The sequence below is a fragment of the Mesorhizobium sp. M7A.F.Ca.US.008.03.1.1 genome (genome assembly GCF_003997495.1).
Classification (GTDB): domain Bacteria; phylum Pseudomonadota; class Alphaproteobacteria; order Rhizobiales; family Rhizobiaceae; genus Mesorhizobium.
In genome coordinates this window covers 22780-46503 of the sequence record NZ_RZRU01000004.1, presented here as the reverse complement: position 1 = coordinate 46503, position 23724 = coordinate 22780, and the positions used below count along the sequence as shown (strand labels likewise).

Genomic DNA, 23724 nt, shown 5'->3' with positions numbered 1-23724 from the left:
CAGCCTCCCCCTTGCTTCGTTAAGAATCTTGGCTTCGTTAAGAATCTTGGCTTTGTAAGAATCTTCGCTTCGTGACAATTTGAGAAAAACTATGAGTGACACTGAGTTAACAAGCGGTGACTTTACCGAGGCTGCCGAGCCGTTTCGCCTCTTTGCCGCATGGCTGGACGACGCAACGAAAAGCGAGCCGAACGACCCCAACGGCGTGGCTCTGGCGACCGTCGATGCCGACGGCATGCCGGATGTGCGTATGGTGTTGCTCAAGGGGTTCGATGAAAGCGGGTTTGTCTTCTACACGAATTTCGAGAGCGCCAAGGGTCAGGAGATTCTTGGCAGCATGAAGGCGGCGATGTGTTTCCATTGGAAATCGCTGCGCCGCCAGGTGCGCATTCGCGGACCGGTGGAGATCGTCAGCGACGCCGAAGCCGACGCCTACTATGCGACACGGCCACGCGGCAGCCGCATCGGCGCCTGGGCCTCGAAACAATCGCGGCCGCTGGAAAGCCGCTTTGCGCTGGAGAAGGCAGTGGCCGAATACACGGCACGCTATCCGATCGGCGAGATCCCGCGGCCAAAGCACTGGTCCGGCTTCCGAATCGTGCCCAGCGCCATCGAGTTCTGGCACGACAGGCCGTTCCGCCTGCACGACCGGCTCGTCTTCAGCCGCGACGCGAAAGGCGCCTGGGACAAGACGAGGCTTTATCCCTGAAGAAGAGGGTCAGGCCTTCTTTCTCGTCATGAACGCAGTGAGCGCGGCGCGGGCCTCATCCGATTTCAGGCGCTCGCGAAAATGCTCGCTTTCCTCGCCGATGCGGGCGACGAGATCGTCGCGCGAACCACGCATCAGGTCGCGCGCGATCTTCAGCGCCTGCGGCGGCTTGGCTGCGATCTGGCCGGCTGTCGCCAGCACCGAGGCCTCCAGCGCCGCTTCCTCGACCACCTCGTAGATCAGGCCGGCGGCCTTCGCCCGTTCAGCCGAAAAGCCTTCGCCGAGGCCGAGCAGCGCGAAGGCACCCTGCCGCCCGAGGATGCGCGGTGCCAGAAGGCTCGATCCCGCCTCGGGCACCAGGCCAAGGTCGACGAAAGGCGTTCTGAACACGGTGCGCGGCGTGGCGAAGGTCAGGTCGCAATGCAGGTTGAGCGTCGTGCCGATGCCGACCGCGATGCCGTCGACGCCGGAGACCATGGGTTTTTCGACCTTGGCCAGCGCCATCAGGAAATCCCAGACTTCCGTGCCGCCGTCGCCGCCGGTGGCGACGACCATGAAATCGGCAAGGTCGTTGCCTGAGGAGAAGGCACCGGGCACGCCGAGGAAGACATGGACGCGGATCGCGGGATCTGCGTCGCCTTCGGCCAGGGTTTTTGACATTTTCGCATACATGGCGCGCGTCAGCGCGTTCTTCTTGTCCGGCCGGTTCATGCGGATGATCTGGATGGCGCCCTGGCGCTCGACGAGGATATGGTCTGTCACGGTGTTTTCCTTGTGAACGTCAGGCAGAGACAAGCGTCTTGCCGGCAGCGGCGAGGCTTTCGGCGCCATCGATGACGCGCGCCCTCAAAGCGCTGACCTCGCCGAGCAGGTTTTCAGCGAAGAAGCGGCAAAGGGGAACACGGCCTTGATCGGCAAGAGCGCCGCGCGCCAGATAGGCGCCGCCGGCGGCAAGCGAGATCAGCCTGAGATAGGGCGTCGCACCCGCCAGCGCCTCGTCCGACCGGCCTTCGGCCGCCAGTTTCTGCAGGAAGCGGGTCGCTTCGCCGAGATCGCCAAGTGCCGCATCGAGAGCGTCGGCGGTGCGGCCGAAACCCTGCACGTTCGACGTCCGCACCGCTCCGGCCATAGCAGCCAGTTCGGCGATGTAACCATGCACATGGTCGCCGCCGCCGAGCGGAAGCTTGCGCATCACCAGATCGATCGCCTGAATACCGTTGGTGCCCTCGTAAATCGGGGCGATGCGCGCATCACGATAGAAGGCGGCCGCTCCCGTCTCCTCGATGAAGCCCACGCCGCCATGAACCTGGAGGCCGAGTGAGGCAACCTCGACGCCGATATCGGTCGAGAACGCCTTTGCCAGCGGCGTCAGCAGATTGGCGCGGTCGCGCCAGTGTGCCGCCTCGTCACCCGCGGAGACACGGGCCATGTCGATGGCGTGGGCACAGGAATAGCTGATGGCGCGTGCGGTTTGGGTCAGCGCCTTCATGGTCAACAGGTTACGCTGGACATCGGGGTGATGGACGATAGGCGCCATACCCGTGCCAGTGTAGCTCGCGGCCTTGCCCTGCCGGCGCTCATTGGCATAGGCGATCGCCTTCTGCGTGGCGGCTTCCGCGACCGCTACCCCCTGCATACCGACACAAAGCCGCGCATTGTTCATCATGGTGAACATGCAGGCGAGACCCTCGTTCTCCTCGCCGATCAGCCAGCCGACGGCGCCTGGCTTGGCGCCCTGGAAACCATCGCCATAGATCATGGTGCAGGTCGGCGAGGCATGGATGCCGAGCTTGTGCTCGAGGCCGGAACAGAAGACGTCGTTGCGCACGCCGAGCGCGCCATCGTCGCCAACAAGGAATTTCGGCACCAGGAACAGCGAAATGCCGCGCGTGCCGGCCGGCGCATCGGGCAGCCTTGCCAGCACCAGATGGATGATGTTGTCGGTAAAATCGTGCTCGCCATAGGTGATGAAGATTTTCTGGCCGAAGATGCGGTAGCTGCCGTCACCCGCCGGCTCGGCGCGGGCGCGCAAGGCGGCGAGGTCCGAGCCGGCTTGCGGCTCGGTCAGGTTCATCGTGCCCATCCATTCGCCGGAGACGAGCTTTTCGAGATATTTCGCCTTGAGGTCGTCGGAGGCATGTTTGTCGAGCGCTTCGACCGCGCCCATGGTCAGCGTCGGGCCGATGCCGAAGGCCATGGCGGCGGAGTTCCACATTTCGAGCGCAGCGACGCCGAGCATGGTCGGCAGCGCCTGGCCGCCATAGGCTTCAGGCCCGGAGAGCGCGTTCCAGCCGCCATCGATCCAGCGGCGATAGAGTTCCTTCCAGCCGGGCGGTGTGGTGACGGCAGCGTCCTTCAGCACGGCACCTCGCCGATCGCCGCTCGTGTAGAGCGGTGCGACCTCTTCGGTGGCGAAGCGGCCGGCCTCACCCAGAACGGCATCGACCAGATCCTCGCCGAGATCGCCGAACCTGCCGGCATCGAGCGCCGATTTCATGCCGGCCACGTGCTTGAGCGTGAAGGCGATATCCTCGACCGGTGCCCGATACATGCCGCTCACTCCTCCTGAGGCATCGGCCCTGCTACCCTAGAGTTAGTGCCGCTGCAAAACCATCCGCCCTTTGGGGGATTTCCCATCTTCTTTTTACGTAAACGTCAAATTTTGTCACGTGGATTTTGCAATCGCGGCGGCGCCTATTAAATTCAAACGGCGCCGAACCAAATCAAACCGGCGGCAGATCAGAACCAGCACACCGGAACCATCCCCATGCTCGCCAGACCCGACGCCTATCGCTGCATCGAATGTGGCCTGCCCTATCGAGCGGAGGGGTTCTGCTACCATGAGGGCAAACTCGAACACGGCGCCGCCTACTGGTCTGATCGCGGGATATTGTGCTCGCCGCAATGCTCTCTCGCCCACCACCGCAAACGCGCCGCCGAAGGCACGCTGCGGCAGGAGCCAGCGCCGGACCCGTTTGGATTCTAGCCGCTGGTGCGACGCCAGCTTTCCTGACGCCGGCCCCCGAAAGTAAATCCTTAACCATAGCGGTTCAGCATCTACCTTTGATCAACGGGGATTCCCTGTTTGAAAATGCCGGCGCGCCTCCTTCGCCGCACAGCGCTTCTAGCCTTGGCGGCGACAATGGCGCTGTCGACGGCGGCAAAAGCCTCGGATTTTTCCGAGCCGTGGAAGAATGCTGACCGCGCCCTTGTGGTCGACGCCTACGAATACAATTCCATCGACTGGGCGCAACTCGCCACCGACAAGCGGGTCGTCGGCTTCATCAACAAAGCGTCCGACGGCATGCCGCCGCCGTATTTCTGCCTGGGCAACGACACCGAAGTGAAGCTTTGCAAGGCGCTGTGGAAACGCCATGCGGTGACGCGCGAACTGTTCCAGACGCGCCGGGTGGTCGCCAAGGCGCTCGGCCTGAAATGGGGCGCCTATCACCTCGCCCGCCCCGGCAATCCGGTCGAACAGGCCAACAATTTCCTCGATTTCGCCGAGCCCGAGCCGGACGATCTCATGGCTCTCGACATCGAGGGCAACGATCCTTCGCAATGGATGTCGCTCGACGATGCCGAGGAGTTCGTGCGCCAGGTGCATCGGCGCATCGGCCGTTTCCCGGTGCTCTACACCAACGGCAAGACCGCCCAGTACATTGCCGACAACAGCTACAGATACCGGCTCCTGTCGCGGTTGCCGCTCTGGTATGCGCGCTACACCAACGACATCGACGTACATTTTCCGATGGGCAACTGGCAAGGCTACGCACTGTGGCAGTTTTCGGCGCAAGCCAATTGCGGCCGGTTCCGCTGCCCTTACAGGGTCGCCGGCACGCCCAACGACATCGACGTCAATGTCGCGCCGATGGACGCCGCCACACTGCGTGCGCAATGGCCGTTCGGTGGGCTCATCGATGTGCCGCCCGACTATCTCGCCTCGATACCGCTGCCGGTCTCTCGCGAGGCCGGCCTCGCCGGCAATGTCACCATCACCTACGCGTCCGTGGCCGCGCCACCGACTTTCGAGGAAATGGTTGCAGCGTTGGGCACGCGCTGGTCGCGGTTTCGCGACGGTTTCCGCATGCCGGTGGTGAAGACGGTGCCACGGCGGGTGAATTTCGGCATTGTCCAATATGTCGCCTGGAAGCGGACCGAACAGCGTTCGCCGGCACAACTCGACGCAGCCTTTGCCGCGGCCGATCCGCTCAGCACCGCTTCCACCGAACTCGATCGCGGTTTGCGGTAGACTGTCGTCTCCCAATACTGAATTTCAGCCAGCTTGCTCGCGCGCCACGGCCTGCCAGCCGATGTCGCGGCGGCAGAACCCATCCGGCCAGTCGATGCGGTCGAGCGCGGCATAGGCTCGTTTCTGCGCCTCGCCGACCGTGCTTCCCGTCGCCGTGACATTGAGGACACGGCCGCCATTGGCGACCAGCGCGCCGCCATTGATGGCGGTACCGGCGTGGAAGATCTGCACGCCGTCGCTCGCCGCATCTACGACGCCGCGGATGACCGATCCTTTTTCCGGCGTGCCGGGATAGCCTCTCGCCGCCATCACCACGGTCAAGGCCGCCTCGTCGCGCCAGCGCACCGACATATGCGCAAGCTGGCCGTCGGTCGCAGCGTTGAGCAGGACCAGGAGATCATCCTTCAGCCGCATCATCAGCACCTGGCATTCCGGGTCGCCGAAACGGGTGTTGTATTCGATCAGCTTCGGGCCCTTATCCGTGATCATCAGCCCGGCGAACAGCACGCCGGAGAATGGCGCGCCAAGTTCAGCCATGCCGCGCATGGTCGGCTCGATGATCTCGCGCATGGTGCGCTCAACCAGTTCCGGCGTCATCACCGGGGCCGGCGAATAGGCGCCCATGCCGCCGGTGTTGGGTCCGGTGTCGCCATCGCCGACGCGCTTGTGGTCCTGTGCGGTGCCGAAGGGAAGTGCTGTGGTGCCGTCGCAGAGGCAGAAGAAACTCGCCTCCTCGCCGGTCATGAACTCCTCGACCACAACCTCCGCACCGGCGGCGCCGAAGGAACCATCGAAACAGGCGTCGAGTGCGGCCTGTGCTTCACTGAGCGTCATGGCGACGGTGACGCCCTTGCCGGCAGCGAGCCCGTCGGCCTTGATGACGATCGGCGCCCCCGTCTTCTCGACATAGGCCCTGGCTGAGGCCAGATCGACGAATCGACCATAGGCGGCGGTCGGGATGTTGTAGCGGGCGCAGAGGTCCTTGGTGAACCCCTTCGAGCCTTCCAGCTGTGCCGCAGCCTTGGAGGGACCGAAGACGCGGATATTTTCGGCGCGCAGATCGTCGGCAATGCCGACGACGAGCGGCCCTTCCGGCCCAACCACGACGAGGTCGATTTTTTTGTCCTTGCAGAACGCGGCCACGGCCGCATGGTCGGCGATGTCGAGCTTCACCTGTTCGGCCTCGCTGCCGATGCCTGGATTGCCGGGGGCGGCATAAAGCTTCGTCAGCAGCGGCGATGCGGCGATCTTCCAGGCGAGCGCATGTTCGCGGCCGCCGGAGCCGAGAAGAAGAACGTTCATGGCCACCTCTTGATGCCGACTATCCCTTGGAGCACCCGCTATTGCTCTCTGGGCGATGGGTCAAGACATCAGGGCGTTTTGAGCCGAATTGCGCACGGGAACGTTACCCCCGGCCGGCATGGGCGCCGAATACCGGCGCCCATATTCTGGCCCGCTTCAGCCTTGGTAGACCACCGGGAACCAGTCCTCGCGCAGCCTCTCGCCCGGCTGCATGCCGTGGCCGTGATAGGGCGGTGAGGTGCGCCCCGGCCGCTCAACATAGCGGGCATCGTCACCGACCCAGCGCAGCGACAGCGCCCGGCGTCGCGCCGTGGTCAGGTTGCCACGCGCGCCATGCGCGGTCCTGAAGTCGAACAGAATGGCGTCGCCCGGCTCCATTTCCCACTCGAGCACTTTCAGCGACGGATCGTTATCGGGATCGGGCACCGGCAGATAGTCTCCCTCGCCGGCATAGAAATTGCTGTCGTCGAGCCAGCGCACCGGCAGGATCATCTTGTCCCATTTGTGCGAGCCGGCGATCAGGCGCAGCGTCGCTTCCTTCACCGGGTCGATGGGTATCCAGAAGCTCACGGTCTGCTGGCCGTCGACGAAGTAGTACGGAATATCCTGATGCCAGGGCGTCGGCTTCTGCGTGCCGGGTTCCTTGACCAGCACATGATCGTGGAAGAACTGCGCGGTGCGCGACTGCATCACCGCCGCCGCCAGTTCGGCGGCGGGTGAGTCCCGCACCAGGCTGACGAATTCGGGGATGCGCTCCCAGTTGCAATAGTCATCGAAGAAACTGCCGCGGCCGTTGGCGATGTCGGATGCGGTGGCGCTGCGGTTCTGCATGTTGCGTTCGATGCCGGCGGCGATCGTGTCGACCCAGCCCTTGAAGGCGCCGCGAATGCAGACAGCGCCGTCACGCTGATAGTCGGCAATCGTGGATGCGCCGATCATGGTGGCGTCGAGGGCGGCAGTCTGGGAAGCCATGGCGTTCTCCTTTTGGAATGAAGCCACTATCGCAACATCTATTCATTCGGTAAAATAATAACTTTCCATCTGACATATAGGGTATTCCTATGAGTGTGACCCTCACGCAGCTGCGCTATCTGGTTGCCGTGGCGCGTCACGGCAGCGTCACCGGCGCGGCCAAGGTGCTGAACGTTTCACAGCCGTCGATCTCGGTGGCCATCGACGCCGTCGAAAAGAATTTCGGCCAGAAACTGTTCGTCCGCCAGCGGGGAAGCGGCGTGTCGCCGACATCGTTCGGCCGCGCCGTCGTGGCCAAGGCAAGGCAGGTTCTCACCGAAACGGACGAACTCATCGGCCTGGGTTCAAGCAAATCGGCTGTCAGCGGTGAACTGGTGCTGGGATGCTTCGAGGATCTGGCGCCTTTCTTCGCGCCGGCTTTGATCCGCGCCTTCTCCGAACGCTATCCGGCCGTCAAAATCGTCGTTCGCGACGAGACGTTCGAGACGCTGGGTCGACGGCTGGGGGATGCGGCCATCGATCTCGGCCTGACTTATGATCTCAGCCTGCCGACGCATTTCGCCCGCATCCTGCTGCGCGAACTTCGCCCGCACGCGCTGTTGCCGGCGGGCCATGCCCTGGCGGACCGGCCAACGGTCAGCCTTGCCGATCTGGCCGCCTATCCGCTGATCACCACGGACCAGCCGCACAGCTGGCAGCATATGCTCGACCTTTTTCGCAGCCGTGGCCTTTCGCCGGTGGCCGATACAACGACAAGCTCGTTCGAACTGCAGCGCAGCATGGTCGCCAACGGCTTCGGCGTCGCGGTCAGCTACACCCGCCCGCATGGCGATCGCAGCTATGACGGCCTGCCGCTCATCTGCAAACCGCTGTCCGATCCGTTGCCCATGCAGCGGATCCTGCTCACCTATGACACGCATCAGCGTGTATCGAATGCAGCGCTGGCCTTCGTCGAGGTGGCCAAGGACTGGTTCGCCACCCGCGACATCTTTGCCTCGTGAAAGGCTGACGGGCGCCGCGTCTCCGCTTGCCGCTTGACGGTTTCCGCCGCTGCTGCCACTCCATGGACATGGAAAACATCCAGTCGAAAGCGGCCCAGGGCCGTGTCGCCGATGCGCCGAACGGCCATTGGGTCTACCGCGTGCTGCCGCGCTCGATATGGCCCTATGCGCAGCTTGCGCGGTGGGACAGGCCAATCGGCTGGCAGCTGCTGCTGTGGCCGTGCTGGTGGTCGGCGGCCTTGGCGGCAAGCGCCTATCCGCGTCCCGGCGACCCGCTGCTCTCACTGTTGCCGGCACCAGTGTATCTCGTGCTTTTCCTGGTCGGGGCCATCGCCATGCGCGGCGCCGGCTGCACCTACAACGACCTTGTCGATGAGGACATCGACAACCAGGTGGAGCGCACGCGCTCACGACCGCTGCCGTCGGGCAAGGCGACGCGCCGGCGGGCATGGCTGTTTCTCGTCCTGCAGGCTCTGGTCGGCCTCGTGGTGCTCATCCAGTTCAACAGCTTCGCCGTCCTGCTCGGCATCTGCTCACTGGCGGTCATCGCCATCTATCCATTCATGAAGCGGATAACCAACTGGCCGCAACTGGTGCTTGGTCTTGCCTTTTCCTGGGGCGCGCTGATGGGATGGGCGGTCGAGTTCGGCGATCTCGATGGGCCTGCCGTCATGCTCTATATCGGCTCGATCCTGTGGGTGATCGGCTACGACACGATCTATGCGCATCAGGACAAGGAAGATGACGCCATTGTCGGCGTGCGCTCGACGGCACGCCTGTTCGGCGACAACACCAAGTCGTGGCTGGCCGGGCTTTATGGCGGCGCGCTGATCTGTTTTGCGATCGCTTTCGCGTCGGCGCAGGCGCCGGTGGTGGCGCTGGCCGGACTGATCGCCGCCGGCGCCCATATGGCCCGGCAGATCGCGGTTCTGGATATCGACAATCCGGACCAATGCCTGCGGCTGTTCAGGTCGAACAACCAGGTCGGCTGGCTGATCTTCCTTGGCCTGATCGGCGGCGCTGTGTGGGTGGCCCTGAAGCCGCTGGTTTAATCTCCCTTCTCCCCGTCACTATACGGGGAGAAGGTGGCGACAGCCGGATGAGGGGCAGCGCCGACCTTGGAGGCAAGATGAAATGCACATGCATCCGATCAGACTTTGAGGTGGCTAAACATCTAGGCCAGCGCCGCCCCTCATCGCCCTGCCGGGCACTTCTCCCGGTATAGTGACGGGAGAAGGGTCTAGTCCCTTGAAATGATCTCCTGGCCGTCGATGACCAGCCTGAGACCGAGGTCGCCAGCTCTGCGGCGAGCGAGGAAACGCGGGCGGCGCGTGTTCGAGATCCGCCCCTTGCGCCGATCCTGCGGCGGCAGCGTCTTGATGGCGGCGCCGAGTGATTCTTCCAGGGTGCGGGCGACGCCGTCCGATTCGATCAGCAGCATCGGCAGACGGTAGGCGTCGGCCCAGGCGCGCCAGTCGGCTGCGACATCGTCGAGATCGTCGGCCACCAGCAGCGGCACCGACAGCATCGGGTCGTTGTGCAGGAGTTCCAGCGTCACCGTGACATTGCCGTCCGGGTCTTCCATGGCACGGGCGGCAACGCCGCGGAACGCATTGGAGGGCAGAACGATGATCGCGGGCAGGCCGCTCATCTCGAGCAAGCGGCGGATCACGGCGCCGCGCTGGTCGATGGTGAAGGTTACATCGCCGTAGTCGTCACGAGTCGCGTAGCTCACCACTTGCGGCAGGCGGAATGGGTCGAGACGCATGTTGCGTCCCGCCCAGACTGGCTTCAGTCCGGTGTTCATAGAGTGGCCTTCCTGTCTGTCTCCTGAGAGCCGGTGTCCGGTTCTCTCCGGGCCGGTTTTTCCAGCCTCGTTTGTATGCAGACAGTAGCGCGGGCTCCTTACCGCCCCGCTTAAGAAAGTCGGTTAAATTTTGCTGATCTCAGGGATGGTTATCGGAATCCCACCAGCCACAAGATGTCGAAAGGATCAGATAACCTTACCCGGATTCATGATGCCGGCCGGGTCGAAAGCGGCCTTCACCCTTCGCATCAGATCGATCGCCATCGGCGGCGCGGTGGCGATCAGTTCGTCGCGTTTCAACTGGCCGATGCCGTGCTCGGCCGAGATTGAACCGTGCAGGCTGCGCACCACATCGTGCACCGCCTTGTTCATGGGGTGATAGAGAGCGAGGAACGCCTCATCATCGCCATCGACGGGCCGCGAAATGTTGTAGTGGAGATTGCCGTCGCCCATATGGCCGAAGCAGACCACGCGGGCACCCGCACTTACCGACGCCACGGCGCCGGCACCCTCCGCGATGAAACGCGGGATCGATCCAATAGGCACCGAAATGTCGTGCTTGATCGAGGCGCCCTCCGGTTTCTGCGCCTCGGGCAGCAGTTCGCGGAAATTCCAGAAGGCATCGCCCTGCGCAAGACTCGCGGCAATGACGGCGTCGCCGACGAATTCCTGTTCGAGGCCGGCCGTAAGCACATCCTCGATCAACGCTCTCGAATCCTCCGACGAACGGCCTGATGAAATCTGCATCAGCACGTACCACGGCCAGTCCTCGATCAGCGGCCGCACCACACCCTGGGCATGCGCCAGCGTGAAATCATATGGCCGCCTGCCGATCAGTTCGAAAGCGGTGAGTGCCGCCCCGGCACGGTCCATGGCCAGGCTGAACAGCGAAAGTGCCGCCTCGGGCGACGACAGGCCGGCGAAGGCGACTTCGCGCCCCTTCGGCTTCGGGAACAGCTTGAGCACGGCGGCGGTGATGACGCCGAGCGTGCCTTCGGCACCGACGAACAGGTTTTTCAGATCGTAGCCGGTGTTGTCCTTCTTCAGCTTGCGCAGGTCGTCGAACACCTCGCCGGTCGGCAGCACCACCTCGACACCGAGGCAGAGTTCGCGCGCATTGCCATAGGCAAGCACGCCGGTGCCGCCGGCATTGGAGGAAAGATTGCCGCCGATCTGGCAGGAGCCTTGCGCGGCCAGCGACAGCGGGAACAGCCGGTCGGCGGCGTCGGCTGCCTCCTGCAGCGTCTGCAGGATGACACCGGCCTCGACCGTCACCGTGTTGGACAGCACATCGATCTCGCGGATGCGGTTCAGCCGCGACAGCGACAGGACAATTTCGCGCCCGGATCTGTCCGGCACCTGCGCGCCGACCAGCCCGGTGTTGCCGCTTTGCGGCACGATCGGCGTGCCTGTCTCGGTTGCCAGCCGCATGATCCGGCTGACTTCGTCGACGCTGCCCGGCCGCAGCACCAGCGATGTCGCGCCGTGCCAGAGCCCCCGCCGCTCAATGAGGTAGGGCGCGATATCGCTCTCGTCGCGCAGTGCATATTTGTCGCCGACGATCGCCGTGAAGCGATCGATGAGAGCGGGATCGAGTGTCTCTGTGATTTCGGTCATGGGGGAAAACTATGTTGCGGGTTGTGTGATGTCACGAGGGGCGGCGGCACGCGACAGCCGATCGTTGATCGCTTCGCCGAGCCCGTCGAAGGGAACAGGCTCGACGGCGATGGTCGGCGCGCCGCTGCGGTCGAGTTCCTGCATATAGGCGAACAGATTGCTCGCCGCTTCGCGCAGGTCCCCGGTTTCGGATAAATTGAGGAAGGCTTCGGCGCGGCGCCAGCCTTGCGCCCTCTGGCTGCCGAAGCCCAGCAAAGCCTCGCCCTCGCCGACCGTGCCGGCATTGAGCCGCATCGCGGCACCTGGCGCATAGTGCGAGGCAAGCATGCCCGGCGCCTCGATACCGGCGGTGCCGCCGCGCAGCAATTCCATGCCGATGGCCGCCTCGATCTCCTCGGCGGCGATGCCGCCGGGCCTCAGCAGCCGCAATCTGTCCCCTTCGGCCTTGACGATGGTCGATTCCAGCCCGACCGGCGTCGCGCCGCCATCGACCACCAGCTTTATCCGCGCGCCGAGATCGGCCGCCACCGCTTGCGCGGTCGTTGCACTGATCCTGCCGGATGAATTGGCGCTGGGCGCTGCAAGCGGGCGGCCGAGCCTGGCGATCAGCTCGCCGCCAAAGCCCCTCGGCATGCGCAAGGCAATCGTATCGAGCCCAGCGGTGACCAGCGGGTGGATGCCGTTGCCGGGCCGTTGCGGCAGCACCAGCGTCAGCGGGCCGGGCCAGAATGCCAGCGCCAGTTTCCTAGACAGCGGATCGAACAGCGCGAGGCGCTCGGCCATCGCCATGTCGGCGACATGGGCGATCAGCGGGTTGAAGCGCGGGCGCCCCTTGGCTTCGAAGATGCGCGCCACGCCGATGCCGTTGGTGGCGTCGCCGGCAAGACCGTAGACGGTTTCCGTCGGGATGGCGACGACATCGCCACCCCTGAGCAGCGACAGCGCCCGTTCCAGCGCCTCGCCGACGGCAAGTATTTCAGCCACTCTCGTCACCTCATAGATGCGAGGGTGCGTAGTACGATGGCGGCCGTTGGGCAAGTCGGCTGTTGGGCAAGGCAACTGTTGGCCAAACGGGACATTGGTGATTCATCAATTCCTAAAATGCTACGTTTCCGCGAAAGCCCGCATCAATTGCGGCCTGCTATTAAGCGGCTTCTGGGCAAAAAGGGGAGCTATGTCAGTGTCTGTGCGCATACTGATGGGGATCGTTCTGGCCGCGGTGACCGGTGGGGCTCAGGCTTCGTCGCTGGTTTTTCCTGGCGCGCCGTCCTCGACACCATCGATCGTCAGGGTCGGTGCCCCCAACCAGCCTAAAACCGCCGAAGTAGCCAAAACCAAGCGTGCACCGTCGGTGCTGGCACTTGGCGCAGTAGAGCCCGAGGTCACCTATGAAAAGGTGGCGGCGATCCCGGACAAGCCCGCGACCGGCTTCCAGCCAGGCCCGATGGTCATTCGTGGCGGCGTTACCGGTCCCGATTTCCCAGCACCGGCGCCAGCCGCTGCACCAGCGACAGGTGCCGCGCCGGCCGCTAGCAAGGCGCCGGAGGCAGGCACGGCGCCGGCAACGGCCACCGCCTCCGCAGCCCCCTCGGGGAACGCCGAGAGCCAACCCACCCCGCCAAGTCCCCCGGCGCAGACTGCAGGGCAGCGCATGCCTCCCAACGGTTATAGCAAGTAGCCCTGGCTCAAAGACAGCCCTGACGGTGAAGCCGGTGCGGCTCAGGCGAGCGATCTGGATTTCCGTGGCGGTGTTGTCTTTTGGGACAATTGGCGCCTTGCTTGCCGTGATGCTGTTCTACCTGCTCTGGCCCCCGTTGGCATTGTAATGGTCGCTAGTGGCTCAGAGACACTACCCGGCTGCCGCATGGCTTGACTGCGGTCTGGCGCCCGGAGCACCATTGCCAGGCAAAGCCCATCCCGGCTTATATCTGACGCTATCGCTTGGATTTTGTCAGGCGGCTCTGGCAAACGGGATGTCATCGCTAGGGGTAAAGGGGGTATCATGAGAAAATCTGGAATCGTAACCGCAGCAGGGCTTCTCCTGGGCTCATTGTTGGCCGGCGCGGCTCATGCCGACGATATGCTGGGATCCTATGTTGCGCGCATTTCCGATCGGGATCATCAGGCGAGTGACGGCTATGCGCTGGACAATGCCGTGCAAATGGTGCGACAGGACCGCGCCAACTGGCACAAATTTCACCGCCGCGACAGCGACGACGAGGGGGATGGCTGGTTCAGGACCAACGACCAGCGCGCCGATCTGCAGCGCATGCTGGAGCGCGGCGGCGCGATGAGTTCCTCGGCCAAGCGCGCCATCGTCAATGGCGAACCGCTGATCCAGGTCGATGTCTACGAAAACAGCGTGCGCGTCAGCATTCTCGAGAACTGACCGGACCGTGGCCCACGGCGGCTAACAATCGGCTTCGGGGGCGACTGATAGGAAAGGCGGCGCCTCAGCGCCGCCTTGAGATCGACGGAACCGGCGGCTGAAAAATCAGGCCGCCTCTTCCTTGTCCTCGTCTTCTTCATCTTCGTCGTCATCCGAGAGCGTGGCAGCTTCGGTGGACTCTTCGCCTTCTTCATCGTCGCCGTCTTCGTCGTCATCAGACAGGTCAGCGGCTTCGATCGCCGCGGCGGCGGCATGATCGAGGATGGTTTCGGAAGCGGATTCAAGCGCCTCGGCGGGAGCCGGGGTTTCTTCTGTCACTTCGATGTCGTGATCGGAATTCATGGAAGCCTCCGTGGGGTTGGGGAACATGTCCCTTTTGCCACGGAGAGATCATCGCCATATGACTGTAAGCCGGCTCGAACGGCCGGCAGCAGAGAATATTTTCTTCGCCCTAACCTGCGATCCTGGAGAAATCGGCGACCTGACCGGTGGCCGCGCGGATGCGGGCGAGCAGCGCCAGGCGGTTGGCACGCACCGCCTGATCCTCATCGTTTACAAGAACATGCTCAAAGAATGAATCAACCGGCTCGCGCAACACGCTAAGCGCCAGCAGGGCGCCGGAAAAGTCATCGTTTTGAATCGCTTCGCCGGCTTGCTTCTCAGCCTGATTCACCGCCGCAAACAGCGATTTCTCGGCATCCTCGCGCAACAGCGCCGGCTCAACGGTCTCGGCGACCGCCGTTTTCTTCTTCTCCTCGGCGGCCAGGATGTTGGCCGCACGCTTGGTGCCGGCGAGCAGATTCCTGCCGTCCTCGGTGTCGAGGAAGGAGCCGAGCGCCTCGACCCGGCGCACGATCTGCAGCAGGTCGTCGGACTGTGGTGTGATGACCGCGTCGATGAGATCGTGGCGGGCACCCTTGTCGCGCAGGTAGATTTTGAGGCGGTCGTGGAAGAAGGCGAGGAGATTCCCCTCAGATGAAATGACTGTAGGGAAGCTCGAGATCGGATCGCCGTCATCAATCAGAACTAGCCCTTCGACCGCACCAAAATTTCCCCTCTCCAGACTAGTGTAGTGAAAACGAACTGGCTGATAAGGGTCTAGGTGAACGGCTTTTGGCTGAACGATAACCGGCGTTCCACTGGGTGAGGTTTTTGGAATTTCAATATCAAAGCGAGGATCGTTGACTGGACACCAAACCCCAGATTCATTGAGCTGGAATGGCCAAGTGAGATAGTCCTCGCCCACCTCAATATGCGGAGAGAAGAGTTGCGCCCAACCACTACCTAACGCCATCGATAGCGGTAGAGAGATGCTGTTTTCAATCAATATTCTAGTCACTCCTAGTGCCGCTCTTCTGAGTGCATAAGGATCCTTGGATCCTGTCGGCTTTTCGTCGATCGCCCAGAAGCCGACCAGCGTATCCAGCTTGTCGGCAAGCGCCACAGTGACCGACACCGGATCGCCCGGTACATAATCGGACGGGCCTTGCGGCTTGTAGTGTTCCTCGATGGCTGCGGCCACGGATGGGTGTTCGCCCTGAAGCAGCGCATATTTGCGGCCCATGGCGCCTTGCAGTTCCGGAAATTCGCCGACCACTTCGGTCTGCAGATCAGCCTTGGCGAGAACGGCGGCGCGGCGCGCCAATGCGGGATCGGCGCCGACGATCGGCGCCAGTTCCTCGGCAAGCTTGGCAATCCGCTCCACCCGCTCGCCCTGCGTGCCGAGCTTGGCGTGGAAGGTCACGCCGAGATGGTCGAGGCGGGCCATGCGTTGGTCGAGGGGCTTCTTGAGATCGAGCCCGAATTTTTCCGCCGATGCCTCAAGCTGGTCGAGGTCGGGCAAATCGCCTTGGTCGGTCGTCCAGAAATAGAGCGCATCCGACAGGCGGGCGCGAACCACCTTGCCGTTGCCGTGGGCGATCTCCTTGCCACCATCCTTCGCCTCGATGTTGGCGGTGAGGATGAGGCGGTTCGAAAGAGGCGATTGGCCGATCTCCCCCCTTGAGGGGGAGATCGCCGGCAGGCCAGAGGGGGGTGCTTCGCGCGGAGAGGATGGCGGGACAGCGCCCCCCTCTGTCGGCTTCGCCGACATCTCCCCCTCAAGGGGGGAGATTGGGCGAGATGTCACAAAGCACTTCTGGTTGGCGCGGATGGTCAGCCGGATCACCTCGGCCGGAATGGCGAGGAATGCCTCCTCGAACTCGCCCATCAGCACGACAGGCCATTCCACCAGCCCGGACACTTCCTCCAGCAGCCCTTCGTCCTCGACCAGGTCGAGCCCGTTGGCGAAGGCGAGATTGCGGGCGTCGGCAAGGATGATCTCCTTGCGCCGGTCGGCATCGAGAACGACCTTGGCCGCTTCCAGCTTGGAGACGTAGTCGTCGAAGCGGCGCACCGTAATGGCATCAGGCGCATGGAAGCGGTGGCCGTAAGTGATGTTGCCCGAGCGGATGCCGTCAATCTCGAAATCGACCACGACAGGCTCCTCGGTCTCCGGGCCGAAGGTGCACAGGATCGATTGCAGCGGGCGCACCCAGCGCAGCGAACCGGGCTTGGCCGAGGCCGGCCCCCAGCGCATCGATTTCGGCCACGGGAAGTTGCGGATGATGCCCGGCACCAGTTCGGCGATGATCTCCTCCGCCGCCCTGCCCGGCTTCGAAATATGGGCGACGTAGAAGTCGCCCTTCTTCGGGTCGGAATGGACATGCGCCTCAGCGATCGAAGCAAGCCCGGCCTTGCGCAGGAAACCCTGGACCGCCTGTTCAGGCGCTGATGTCGAAGGTCCTTTAATCTCTTCGCTTACATCCTTCGAGCGGGCGGTCAGGCCCCTGATATCGAGCGTCAGCCGACGCGGCGTCCAGTACTCGCGCGCCGCCTCATAGGTCAGCCCCGCCTCGATCAGACCGTCGGTCAGCATTTTCCTGAGATCACCCGCCGCCTTGCGCTGCATGCGGGCGGGGATTTCCTCGGAACGAAGTTCTAGAAGCAGGTCAGGCATCGGGGTCAGCTCATGCGGGAGAGTGGTCCGGGCGGGGCATAGCAACTCGGCTGGCCGCTGTCACCCTTTCCAGAAATTTTGGCCATCCTGTCGGGACGAGACCACGCCACCCGTCCTTGGATCAAAGATTTCCATGAACCGAACGCAGCGCTGAAGCGACCCACGCTCAGGCAGGGAACACTTGGCTCAACGACCATGAAAACGGCATCCAGACTTCTGCAGATCCTCGCACTCGGCGCCTGCTTCACCGCGCAGGCCCACGGCGCCTTCTCGATGCCGGGCGTGAGGCAGGCATTGCGCACGATCGACAGTGCCAGCAGCCAGAATGTGCTGCCGACCAAAGCCTCCCTCGAGATGATGAAGCGGACCTGAACTCAGGCCGCCAAGCCACCCGCCTGTGTCTTCAAAAATGCCTCACCGCAGGCCTTGGCCAGATTGCGCACCCGCAAGATGTAGCTCTGCCGCTCGGTGACCGAAATCACGCCGCGTGCGTCGAGCAGGTTGAAGACGTGGCTGGCCTTGATGCACTGATCATAAGCTGGGAAAACCATGCGGTGCATCGGCAGATTGTCGTTCGATGCCGGCGCACCGGCGTCCAGCAGCGCCTTGCACTCGGCCTCGGCATCCTCGAAGTGGCGCAAAAGCATCGCCGTGTTGGCGTATTCGAAATTGTGACGCGAATATTCCTGCTCGGCCTGCAGGAAGACATCGCCATAGGTGACCTTGTCGGCGCCTTCGCGGCCGTTGAAGTTGAGGTCGTAGACATTGTCGACGCCCTGCACATACATGGCCAGCCGTTCAAGCCCGTAGGTCAGCTCGCCGGCCACCGGTGCGCATTCGATGCCGCAGACCTGCTGGAAATAGGTGAACTGCGAGACTTCCATGCCGTCGCACCAGCATTCCCAGCCGAGCCCCCAGGCGCCCAGCGTCGGGCTTTCCCAATCGTCCTCGACGAAGCGGATGTCGTGCAGCAGCGGATCGACGCCGATCGCCGCCAGCGAGCCGAGATAGAGCTCCTGCAAATTGGGCGGGTTCGGCTTCAGGATCACCTGGTACTGGTAATAATGCTGCAGCCGGTTCGGGTTCTCGCCATAACGCCCGTCCTTGGGGCGGCGCGAAGGCTGGACATAGGCGGCGTTCCAGCGCTTTGGGCCGAGCGCGCGCAGCGTCGTTGCCGGATGAAAGGTGCCGGCGCCGACCTCCATGTCGTAGGGCTGCAGGATGACGCAGCCGTAGGCCGCCCAATAGTTGTGCAAGGTCAGGATCAGCCCCTGGAACGAGCGGCTGGGATGCATATGGGCGGAGATTTCAATGGTCACGGTGGCCTCGACAGCACAGGCTAGCTTGTCGGCACGTCCTAGAGACACGGCGTCGAAGCGTCAAGCAAGGCGCGCCGATGCGGATCGCCCGGAGCGTGCGGGACGATGTTGAAAGCATTGGGAAGGCTTGGCCCATTGCCGGCCATGGAAGCCTGAGGTCTGTTCGATTTATCGTCCGTGTCAATGACAAACAGGTCCAGCCATGCCCAGCCCGATCGTCATCCGCCCGTTGCGCGCCAGGATTTCGAGCAATGGCTACCGCTTTGGGATGGCTACAATGCGTTTTATGGCCGCTCGGACGAAACGGCGCTACCGGGCGAGATCACCCAGATGACATGGTCTCGCTTCTTCGATGCCTATGAGCCGATCCACGCGCTGGTGGCCGAAAGTGAGGGACTGCTTCTCGGCCTCGTGCACTATCTCTTTCACCGCAGCACCACGGCGATCGCGCCCAATTGCTACCTGCAGGACCTTTTCACCACGCAGGCATCGCGTGGCAAAGGCATCGGACGGGCACTGATCGAGGGCGTCTATGAGCGCGCCCAGGCCGCCGGCTCGGGCCGGGTATACTGGCTGACGCATGAGACCAATCACACGGCGATGAAGCTTTATGACAAGGTCGCCGAACACTCCGGCTTCGTCGTCTATCGCAAGCTCTTCTGAGGCAGCCAGCCGAATACGCGGTTCAAACGAAAACGGAACTCCGAAAAGAGCCCCGTTTGCGTTGAATTCAAATGGCTAACTTCATCCCTTCGGGGCAGGCACCGGCTCTGGCTTGACCTTCGGGGTCTCCTGCGCCGTGTTGGATTCGATCGGCGGCAGGCCCTTCATCAGCTTCTGCTGCAAGTTGGCCAGCACATCGGGATCCGGCTTCAGGTCGCGAGCCTGGTTCCACTGGAAGGTGGCTTCCAGCTTGCGGCCGACGCGCCAGTAGGCATCGCCGAGGTGATCGTTGAGAACCGGATCTTCCGGCTTCAGCGACACGGCGCGTTCCATTTCGCGCACCGCGTCATCGAACCTGCCGAGGCGGAAATAGGCCCAACCCAGCGAATCGACGATGTAACCGTCGCTCGGCCTGAGGTCGACGGCCTTTTGAATCATCGCCAGGCCTTCCTTGAGGTTCATGTTCATGTCGACCCAGGAATAGCCGAGATAGTTCAACACTTGCGGCTGGTCGGGGAACAGTTCCAGCGCCTTGCGGAAGTTCGGCTCGGCCTTGGGCCATTCCTTCAGACGCTCATAGGCGATGCCGCGCTGGTAGAAGATGTTCCAGTTGGCCGCGGTCGGCGTCTTCAGCGCCTCGACAGCCTTGTCGTAGAGCGTAGCGGCCGAACGGAAATCCTCCTTCGAGGAATAGACGCCACCGAGCGCCAGATAAGCGCGCATGTCATTGGGATGGGCGTCGACGAAAGCCTTCAGATGAGTGATCGCTTCTTCGTGACGGTCGAGATCGGCAAGGTTGAGGCCGAGCTGCAAGTCCGAAAGTTCCTTCAGCGGCGAAGCGGCGGGTATCCGCCGATAGAGCGCGATTGCGCCTTCGCCGTCCTTCAATTGCTCGGACACGGCGGCGAGTTGCACAAGTGCAGCGTCGCTATCAGGCTTCAAAGCGAGCGCATATTGCAGATAGAGGCGCACGAACGGCTCGCCGCCGCCACGGTTGAGCGCGGTGGCGAGGTCGAGCAGGATTTCGGAGGCGCCATCGGATGGGCCGGCAATCAGGGACGCAATCTTGTCGCCTTTTGCAATTCGGTCGCGCAAAGCGACGATTTCCAGCTTGCCCGGCGAAAACGCCTCGGCCTGGTCGAGCACCGACAGCGCCTTGGTCTTGTCGCCCTTGCGGGCCAGGAACGAGGCGTAGGCCTGCGCGTTGCGCATCCAGGTTTCGGGAGCCGCACCACCGGCGGCGGTGTCTTGCATGGTCGCGGCATAGATCGCCTCGGCCTTTTCGGGCATGCCGGATGCATCGGCGATCAGGGCACGGTGGAACGACTTGAACAGGCCGAACCAATCCGGCCCCTGCAGCTTGTCGATGGACGCCATCGCATCGGCAGGCTCGCCGGCGCCCTGCTGCGCCCAGCCGGACATCACCCCGGAGATCAGCCGGTCGAGATCGGATTCCAGCGACAGCTTGAGCCAGTATTGCGCCTTGGTGAAATCCTTCTTGTGGAAGGAATCGACGGCGAGCGCCAGGCGCGAGAAACGCTCGACGTCAGGCACTTCCTTGAGCTTGTCGGCATAGACCAGGGATTCGTCGAAGCGCCCTTGCGCGATCAGCGACAGCATCAGGCTCTGCTGCAAGCCGGTGTCGCTCGGATCGAAGGCCAATGCTTGCTTGTAGTAGGCGATGGCGCTGTCTAGGTCGTTATCGCCTTCGGCGATCCGGGCCGCCAGATAAGCGCCCGAAAACGACGTGATCTTGACCGGTTCGGTGGTTTGCTTGGCATAGGCCGGCAAAGCCGAGATCGCCATGCCTGTCACAATTGCCAGCCCTGTCAGCCAGCGCGCACGTCCTTGCCGCATCGTATCCCTTTCAGCCAGGCGCCATCTCCGCATCAGCGGGATCGGCGTAGACTCGATCTTTCCAGGCAAAGCATGGCCTTTTTGGGGTCGCGCTTCAATCCGCCTCGAATTCACAATCCGGGCACCCGATTAACAAACCATGGCGACAGGCACCAGTTTTCCGATCTTGAATTTCGGCCATGGCCCTACGCGGCGCCGAATATCACAGATTCGACCCTTCAGCTCGGCGCCAATATCAGCCCTCGGCTGGCAAGGCGGACCGCTGCACCAGCGTCTCACTGTAGCCGCCGGCCGCTATCGTGCCGCACAGTTCGTTCCACTCGCAGCCGCCGCAGGCCTTGCGTATAAGGCCAGCCGAAAACGCCTGCCGCATCCGGCCCAGCATCGCCGCATCGAGATCAACACGGGCGCCAACGCGGATTGGACGCGCCAGCAACTCCCCCACATCCAGCGTTGCGAGCCGGTCCCGCTCGACGACGCTCTCGTTGCGGCAGTGAGGTTCCGGCCCATCAAGCAATGGGGCGCAGACATCGTCCGGGCCGGAAACGAGGAGGACGTCCTCGCCCCGGCTCAGGCGCTCCGCGACGCGATCATAATTGGCGGTGAAGGCGGGACTGTATCCTTTGCCCACATAGGTGAGCAGGCAAAGGAGGTGATGGGCGCGCAGCCTGATCGTCACGGCTTGATCGATTTCGCCTTGCCGCCGGGAAGGGCCATGAGGGTCGCGGCACCAAGCGCCGATTTCAGCAGTCCGCCAACGATGAACGGCAGGAAGCCGAAGGTGATGGCCTGTTCGGCGCCGATGAAAACAGCAAGCCAGAGCGTGCCGAGCACCAGACAGACAAGATTGCCAAGCAGCATGGCGGCGAAGGCGAGCATCACCCTTTTGCCGTTCCAGCCGCGTTCGGCCAGCCAGCCGACCAGGGCGCCGACAAGCGGGAAGGCGAAGAGATAGCCACCCGTCGGGCCGACGAAAAACGACGCACCGGCAGCGCCTCCGGCCAGAACCGGAAAGCCAACGGCGCCCTCGACCAGCCAGGCGGCAATGGTGACGGCACCAAGCCGCCAGCCATAGAGCGCGCCGACCAATGTCACGGCGAAGGTCTGCATGGTCACCGGGACCGGCACCATCGGCACTTCGATGTAGGAAGCCAGCGCCAGGAACAGGGTACCGAGCACGACGGCTCCAGCCTGCCAGGCAAGAGAACGATCCTGGAGCCGGAGCGGACTGAACGACGGCTTGCTGGGTGAGAATGCGACGTCTGACATTGGGATTCCTTCGATCGATTGCAAATTATAGATAATTTCTGTTTTCGATCTATTATCGAATCCACAATTCCCTGAAGATTGCAAGCCCTGGCTTTGGCGCAGGCCGTTTAACCTACGATGGCGAAGGCTTCGCGCGTCGTTCCGGAAGCCGTCCTGACCGGCTTGCGGCCAATCCATTGGACATGCCGTCCCAGCGTCACGGCGGCCGATTCGGTGTTTCCCTGCCGTAAGGCGGCAAGTATCAAGCGGTGGTCCTGATCGGTGCGAGTCTCCCATTCCGAGCGCCATGCCGCGAACAGGAAACGGGCACTTGCCGCGTGCAGGTCGTCGATGGTGGCGAGCAGACGCGGCATGCCGCATGGCGCCAGGATCAAGCGGTGGAAGGCGCGGTTGGCCTCTTCCCACGACCTGACATCGCGGGACTTGTCACCGGCCTTGGTCGCCTCCTCGGCGAGATCGAGAATGGCCGATGTCAGATGCGGCGCGGCGTGGCGCAGCGCCAGCACTTCGAGTGCCGCCCGCATTTCGGCGACTTCCTTGACCTCGCCCAGATCGAAAGCCGCGACGCGCACGCCACGGCGTGGTTCACTGACGGCCAGCCCCTGCGCCTCCAGACGCCGGAAGGCCTCGCGCACCGGAACATGGCTGGTTTGAAATTCCTCGGCGATATGATCCTGCCGAAGCCTGGCCCCCGGCTCGATCGCGCCCGAGATGATGCGGTCCGCCAGAACCTTGCTGATGCGCACCGCGATGGTGTCGTCTGTGCCCTTTGCCATGTTTTATAGATAATTTGCGGCAGGGCAGCTTGTCGAGACGGCAGGACCTGCTTTCACAACTGCTTGCCGAAAAGACCGTGAAAATCAGCTGCGCTCTGCACGCCTGGCGTCCAGCGCCTGCATCGCCACGGTGACCAGGTCGTGCAGGCGCTCTTTCGGCACCCCGTCGCGCGCCTGCACGGAAAGACCGTGCAAGAGCGCGGCATAGTAGTCGCCGAGCGCCCTGGCATCGGTATCCGGCTTCAGTTCACCATCGCGAACAGCCTCGTTCAGCCGCTCGACAATCGACACAGTGCGTGCCCGGCGGTGCTCCGCCAGCCACTCCAGCAAGCGGTCATTCTCGACGGCGCAATTGGTGGCGGCCGATACCACCATGCAGCCCTGCGGCCGCCCTGGCCTCGTATAGGTCTCGACGGCCTCGCGCAGCATGCGCTCGATGACCCGCCTTGCTGTCGGCTCCTGCGCCAACGCACGAGTGGCGAAGCCGCCTTCATTGGCCTCGTAGAGCCCTACCGCTTCCCGAAACAGGTCTTCCTTCGAACCGAAGGCCGCGTAGATCCGCGCCGACGCGATGCCAAGCGTTGAAACCAGATCGGCCATCGAAGTGCCTTCGTAGCCGCGCGTCCAGAAGGCGTCCTGCGCCTTCTCCAGCGCCTGATCGCGATCGAACTCCCTTGGCCTGCCCGCCATTGCAGACTCCATTTTTTATCGATCGACAAATAATCTGCTTGACTCCGAATTGCAAATTCTAATTCTTTGTCAATCGATAAAGAATCTAAAACCGGAGACTGAC

At 63.1% G+C, this 23724-nt stretch carries 24 protein-coding genes; 9 read left to right on the top strand and 15 right to left on the bottom strand.

Going from position 1 to position 23724, the window contains the following annotated elements; all coding sequences use genetic code 11:
• The first annotated feature begins 91 nt into the window (after positions 1-91).
• Positions 92-709, top strand: coding sequence for a pyridoxamine 5'-phosphate oxidase (gene pdxH, locus EOA16_RS08235; protein WP_127257050.1), 618 nt, complete (start codon positions 92-94; stop codon positions 707-709).
• A gap of 9 nt (positions 710-718) precedes the next feature.
• On the opposite strand, the gene EOA16_RS08230 is transcribed toward pdxH, so the two are convergent.
• Both EOA16_RS08230 and EOA16_RS08225 read right to left on the bottom strand, forming a co-directional pair.
• On the bottom strand, positions 719-1471 hold the full coding sequence (locus EOA16_RS08230; RefSeq protein ID WP_127257049.1) for a crotonase/enoyl-CoA hydratase family protein: 753 nt from the start codon (positions 1469-1471) through the stop codon (positions 719-721).
• A gap of 19 nt (positions 1472-1490) precedes the next feature.
• The gene (locus tag EOA16_RS08225) at positions 1491-3260 is read right to left on the bottom strand and encodes an acyl-CoA dehydrogenase (RefSeq protein ID WP_127257047.1); all 1770 of its coding nucleotides are present in this window, start codon (positions 3258-3260) and stop codon (positions 1491-1493) included.
• A 216-nt stretch (positions 3261-3476) separates the two neighbouring features.
• Here EOA16_RS08225 and EOA16_RS08220 point away from each other — a divergent pair, with 216 nt between their 5' ends.
• Both EOA16_RS08220 and EOA16_RS08215 read left to right on the top strand, forming a co-directional pair.
• Positions 3477-3695, top strand: coding sequence for a hypothetical protein (locus EOA16_RS08220; RefSeq protein ID WP_127257046.1), 219 nt, complete (start codon positions 3477-3479; stop codon positions 3693-3695).
• 156 nt (positions 3696-3851) lie between these two features.
• Positions 3852-4961 (top strand): glycoside hydrolase family 25 protein, encoded by a 1110-nt coding sequence (locus EOA16_RS08215; RefSeq protein ID WP_127257044.1) that lies wholly within the window; start codon positions 3852-3854, stop codon positions 4959-4961.
• A gap of 24 nt (positions 4962-4985) precedes the next feature.
• On the opposite strand, the gene purD is transcribed toward EOA16_RS08215, so the two are convergent.
• Both purD and EOA16_RS08205 read right to left on the bottom strand, forming a co-directional pair.
• Positions 4986-6263, bottom strand: a complete 1278-nt coding sequence (gene purD, locus EOA16_RS08210; RefSeq protein WP_127257042.1) for a phosphoribosylamine--glycine ligase — start codon at positions 6261-6263, stop codon at positions 4986-4988.
• Between the two features lie 156 nt (positions 6264-6419).
• Positions 6420-7235 carry a phytanoyl-CoA dioxygenase family protein gene (locus EOA16_RS08205; RefSeq protein WP_127257041.1) on the bottom strand — a complete coding sequence of 272 codons (816 nt, stop codon included), beginning with the start codon at positions 7233-7235 and terminating at the stop codon, positions 6420-6422.
• Between the two features lie 89 nt (positions 7236-7324).
• Between EOA16_RS08205 and EOA16_RS08200 the strand changes: the two genes are divergently transcribed.
• On the top strand, positions 7325-8236 hold the full coding sequence (locus EOA16_RS08200) for a LysR family transcriptional regulator (protein ID WP_127257039.1): 912 nt from the start codon (positions 7325-7327) through the stop codon (positions 8234-8236).
• A 68-nt stretch (positions 8237-8304) separates the two neighbouring features.
• A complete protein-coding gene (gene ubiA, locus EOA16_RS08195) occupies positions 8305-9288 on the top strand; it encodes a 4-hydroxybenzoate octaprenyltransferase (RefSeq protein ID WP_164754192.1) in 984 nt (327 codons plus the stop codon).
• 188 nt (positions 9289-9476) lie between these two features.
• Here ubiA and EOA16_RS08190 read toward each other — a convergent pair whose 3' ends face one another.
• The 3 genes from EOA16_RS08190 to EOA16_RS08180 all read right to left on the bottom strand — a co-directional run bounded on the left by EOA16_RS08190 (position 9477) and on the right by EOA16_RS08180 (position 12644).
• Positions 9477-10043 carry a DUF6101 family protein gene (locus EOA16_RS08190; protein ID WP_024502652.1) on the bottom strand — a complete coding sequence of 189 codons (567 nt, stop codon included), beginning with the start codon at positions 10041-10043 and terminating at the stop codon, positions 9477-9479.
• Between the two features lie 186 nt (positions 10044-10229).
• The gene (locus EOA16_RS08185; RefSeq protein WP_127257036.1) at positions 10230-11660 is read right to left on the bottom strand and encodes an FAD-binding oxidoreductase; all 1431 of its coding nucleotides are present in this window, start codon (positions 11658-11660) and stop codon (positions 10230-10232) included.
• A gap of 9 nt (positions 11661-11669) precedes the next feature.
• Positions 11670-12644 carry an L-threonylcarbamoyladenylate synthase gene (locus tag EOA16_RS08180; RefSeq protein WP_127257035.1) on the bottom strand — a complete coding sequence of 325 codons (975 nt, stop codon included), beginning with the start codon at positions 12642-12644 and terminating at the stop codon, positions 11670-11672.
• 196 nt (positions 12645-12840) lie between these two features.
• Between EOA16_RS08180 and EOA16_RS08175 the strand changes: the two genes are divergently transcribed.
• Positions 12841-13338, top strand: a complete 498-nt coding sequence (locus EOA16_RS08175; protein WP_127257033.1) for a hypothetical protein — start codon at positions 12841-12843, stop codon at positions 13336-13338.
• 324 nt (positions 13339-13662) lie between these two features.
• Positions 13663-14049, top strand: a complete 387-nt coding sequence (locus EOA16_RS08170) for a hypothetical protein (RefSeq protein ID WP_127257032.1) — start codon at positions 13663-13665, stop codon at positions 14047-14049.
• A gap of 105 nt (positions 14050-14154) precedes the next feature.
• Here EOA16_RS08170 and EOA16_RS08165 read toward each other — a convergent pair whose 3' ends face one another.
• Together EOA16_RS08165 and EOA16_RS08160 are read right to left on the bottom strand one after the other, a co-directional pair.
• Complete coding sequence (locus tag EOA16_RS08165) at positions 14155-14391, bottom strand: ATPase (RefSeq protein ID WP_127257030.1); 237 nt, start codon at positions 14389-14391, stop codon at positions 14155-14157.
• A 109-nt stretch (positions 14392-14500) separates the two neighbouring features.
• A complete protein-coding gene (locus tag EOA16_RS08160; RefSeq protein WP_127257028.1) occupies positions 14501-17047 on the bottom strand; it encodes a glycine--tRNA ligase subunit beta in 2547 nt (848 codons plus the stop codon).
• Between the two features lie 195 nt (positions 17048-17242).
• On the opposite strand from EOA16_RS08160, the gene EOA16_RS32555 reads away from it, so the two are divergent.
• Positions 17243-17419 (top strand): hypothetical protein, encoded by a 177-nt coding sequence (locus tag EOA16_RS32555; protein WP_164754163.1) that lies wholly within the window; start codon positions 17243-17245, stop codon positions 17417-17419.
• Between the two features lie 2 nt (positions 17420-17421).
• On the opposite strand, the gene EOA16_RS08155 is transcribed toward EOA16_RS32555, so the two are convergent.
• Positions 17422-18342, bottom strand: a complete 921-nt coding sequence (locus EOA16_RS08155; protein WP_056581147.1) for a glycine--tRNA ligase subunit alpha — start codon at positions 18340-18342, stop codon at positions 17422-17424.
• Positions 18343-18549: 207 nt separating this feature from the next.
• Here EOA16_RS08155 and EOA16_RS08150 point away from each other — a divergent pair, with 207 nt between their 5' ends.
• Entirely contained in the window at positions 18550-19029 is a 480-nt protein-coding gene (locus EOA16_RS08150) for a GNAT family N-acetyltransferase (protein WP_127257024.1), read from the top strand.
• Positions 19030-19110: 81 nt separating this feature from the next.
• Here EOA16_RS08150 and EOA16_RS08145 read toward each other — a convergent pair whose 3' ends face one another.
• The 5 genes from EOA16_RS08145 to EOA16_RS08125 form a co-directional block, all read right to left on the bottom strand.
• Positions 19111-20886, bottom strand: coding sequence for a tetratricopeptide repeat protein (locus EOA16_RS08145; protein WP_127257022.1), 1776 nt, complete (start codon positions 20884-20886; stop codon positions 19111-19113).
• A 235-nt stretch (positions 20887-21121) separates the two neighbouring features.
• Positions 21122-21565: a DUF1284 domain-containing protein gene (locus EOA16_RS08140; protein WP_127257020.1), complete on the bottom strand. Its 444-nt coding sequence runs from the start codon at positions 21563-21565 to the stop codon at positions 21122-21124.
• Positions 21562-22155 carry a biotin transporter BioY gene (locus EOA16_RS08135; RefSeq protein WP_127257019.1) on the bottom strand — a complete coding sequence of 198 codons (594 nt, stop codon included), beginning with the start codon at positions 22153-22155 and terminating at the stop codon, positions 21562-21564. The genes EOA16_RS08140 and EOA16_RS08135 overlap by 4 nt, the downstream gene beginning before the upstream one ends.
• A 107-nt stretch (positions 22156-22262) precedes the next feature.
• Entirely contained in the window at positions 22263-22931 is a 669-nt protein-coding gene (locus tag EOA16_RS08130; protein ID WP_127257017.1) for a GntR family transcriptional regulator, read from the bottom strand.
• A gap of 84 nt (positions 22932-23015) precedes the next feature.
• Positions 23016-23621, bottom strand: coding sequence for a TetR/AcrR family transcriptional regulator (locus EOA16_RS08125; RefSeq protein ID WP_127257016.1), 606 nt, complete (start codon positions 23619-23621; stop codon positions 23016-23018).
• Positions 23622-23724: the final 103 nt, after the last annotated feature.

Coding starts and splice junctions, on each gene's coding strand:
- pdxH (WP_127257050.1), top strand. CDS start 92: ATGAGTGACACTGAGTTAACAAGCGGTGACTTTACCGAGGCTGCCGAG.
- EOA16_RS08225 (WP_127257047.1), bottom strand. CDS start 3,260: ATGTATCGGGCACCGGTCGAGGATATCGCCTTCACGCTCAAGCACGTG.
- EOA16_RS08220 (WP_127257046.1), top strand. CDS start 3,477: ATGCTCGCCAGACCCGACGCCTATCGCTGCATCGAATGTGGCCTGCCC.
- EOA16_RS08215 (WP_127257044.1), top strand. CDS start 3,852: ATGGCGCTGTCGACGGCGGCAAAAGCCTCGGATTTTTCCGAGCCGTGG.
- purD (WP_127257042.1), bottom strand. CDS start 6,263: ATGAACGTTCTTCTTCTCGGCTCCGGCGGCCGCGAACATGCGCTCGCC.
- EOA16_RS08205 (WP_127257041.1), bottom strand. CDS start 7,235: ATGGCTTCCCAGACTGCCGCCCTCGACGCCACCATGATCGGCGCATCC.
- EOA16_RS08200 (WP_127257039.1), top strand. CDS start 7,325: ATGAGTGTGACCCTCACGCAGCTGCGCTATCTGGTTGCCGTGGCGCGT.
- ubiA (WP_164754192.1), top strand. CDS start 8,305: ATGGAAAACATCCAGTCGAAAGCGGCCCAGGGCCGTGTCGCCGATGCG.
- EOA16_RS08190 (WP_024502652.1), bottom strand. CDS start 10,043: ATGAACACCGGACTGAAGCCAGTCTGGGCGGGACGCAACATGCGTCTC.
- EOA16_RS08185 (WP_127257036.1), bottom strand. CDS start 11,660: ATGACCGAAATCACAGAGACACTCGATCCCGCTCTCATCGATCGCTTC.
- EOA16_RS08170 (WP_127257032.1), top strand. CDS start 13,663: ATGAGAAAATCTGGAATCGTAACCGCAGCAGGGCTTCTCCTGGGCTCA.
- EOA16_RS08165 (WP_127257030.1), bottom strand. CDS start 14,391: ATGAATTCCGATCACGACATCGAAGTGACAGAAGAAACCCCGGCTCCC.
- EOA16_RS08160 (WP_127257028.1), bottom strand. CDS start 17,047: ATGCCTGACCTGCTTCTAGAACTTCGTTCCGAGGAAATCCCCGCCCGC.
- EOA16_RS32555 (WP_164754163.1), top strand. CDS start 17,243: ATGAAAACGGCATCCAGACTTCTGCAGATCCTCGCACTCGGCGCCTGC.
- EOA16_RS08155 (WP_056581147.1), bottom strand. CDS start 18,342: ATGCATCCCAGCCGCTCGTTCCAGGGGCTGATCCTGACCTTGCACAAC.
- EOA16_RS08150 (WP_127257024.1), top strand. CDS start 18,550: ATGACAAACAGGTCCAGCCATGCCCAGCCCGATCGTCATCCGCCCGTT.
- EOA16_RS08145 (WP_127257022.1), bottom strand. CDS start 20,886: ATGCGGCAAGGACGTGCGCGCTGGCTGACAGGGCTGGCAATTGTGACA.
- EOA16_RS08135 (WP_127257019.1), bottom strand. CDS start 22,155: ATGTCAGACGTCGCATTCTCACCCAGCAAGCCGTCGTTCAGTCCGCTC.
- EOA16_RS08130 (WP_127257017.1), bottom strand. CDS start 22,931: ATGGCAAAGGGCACAGACGACACCATCGCGGTGCGCATCAGCAAGGTT.
- EOA16_RS08125 (WP_127257016.1), bottom strand. CDS start 23,621: ATGGCGGGCAGGCCAAGGGAGTTCGATCGCGATCAGGCGCTGGAGAAG.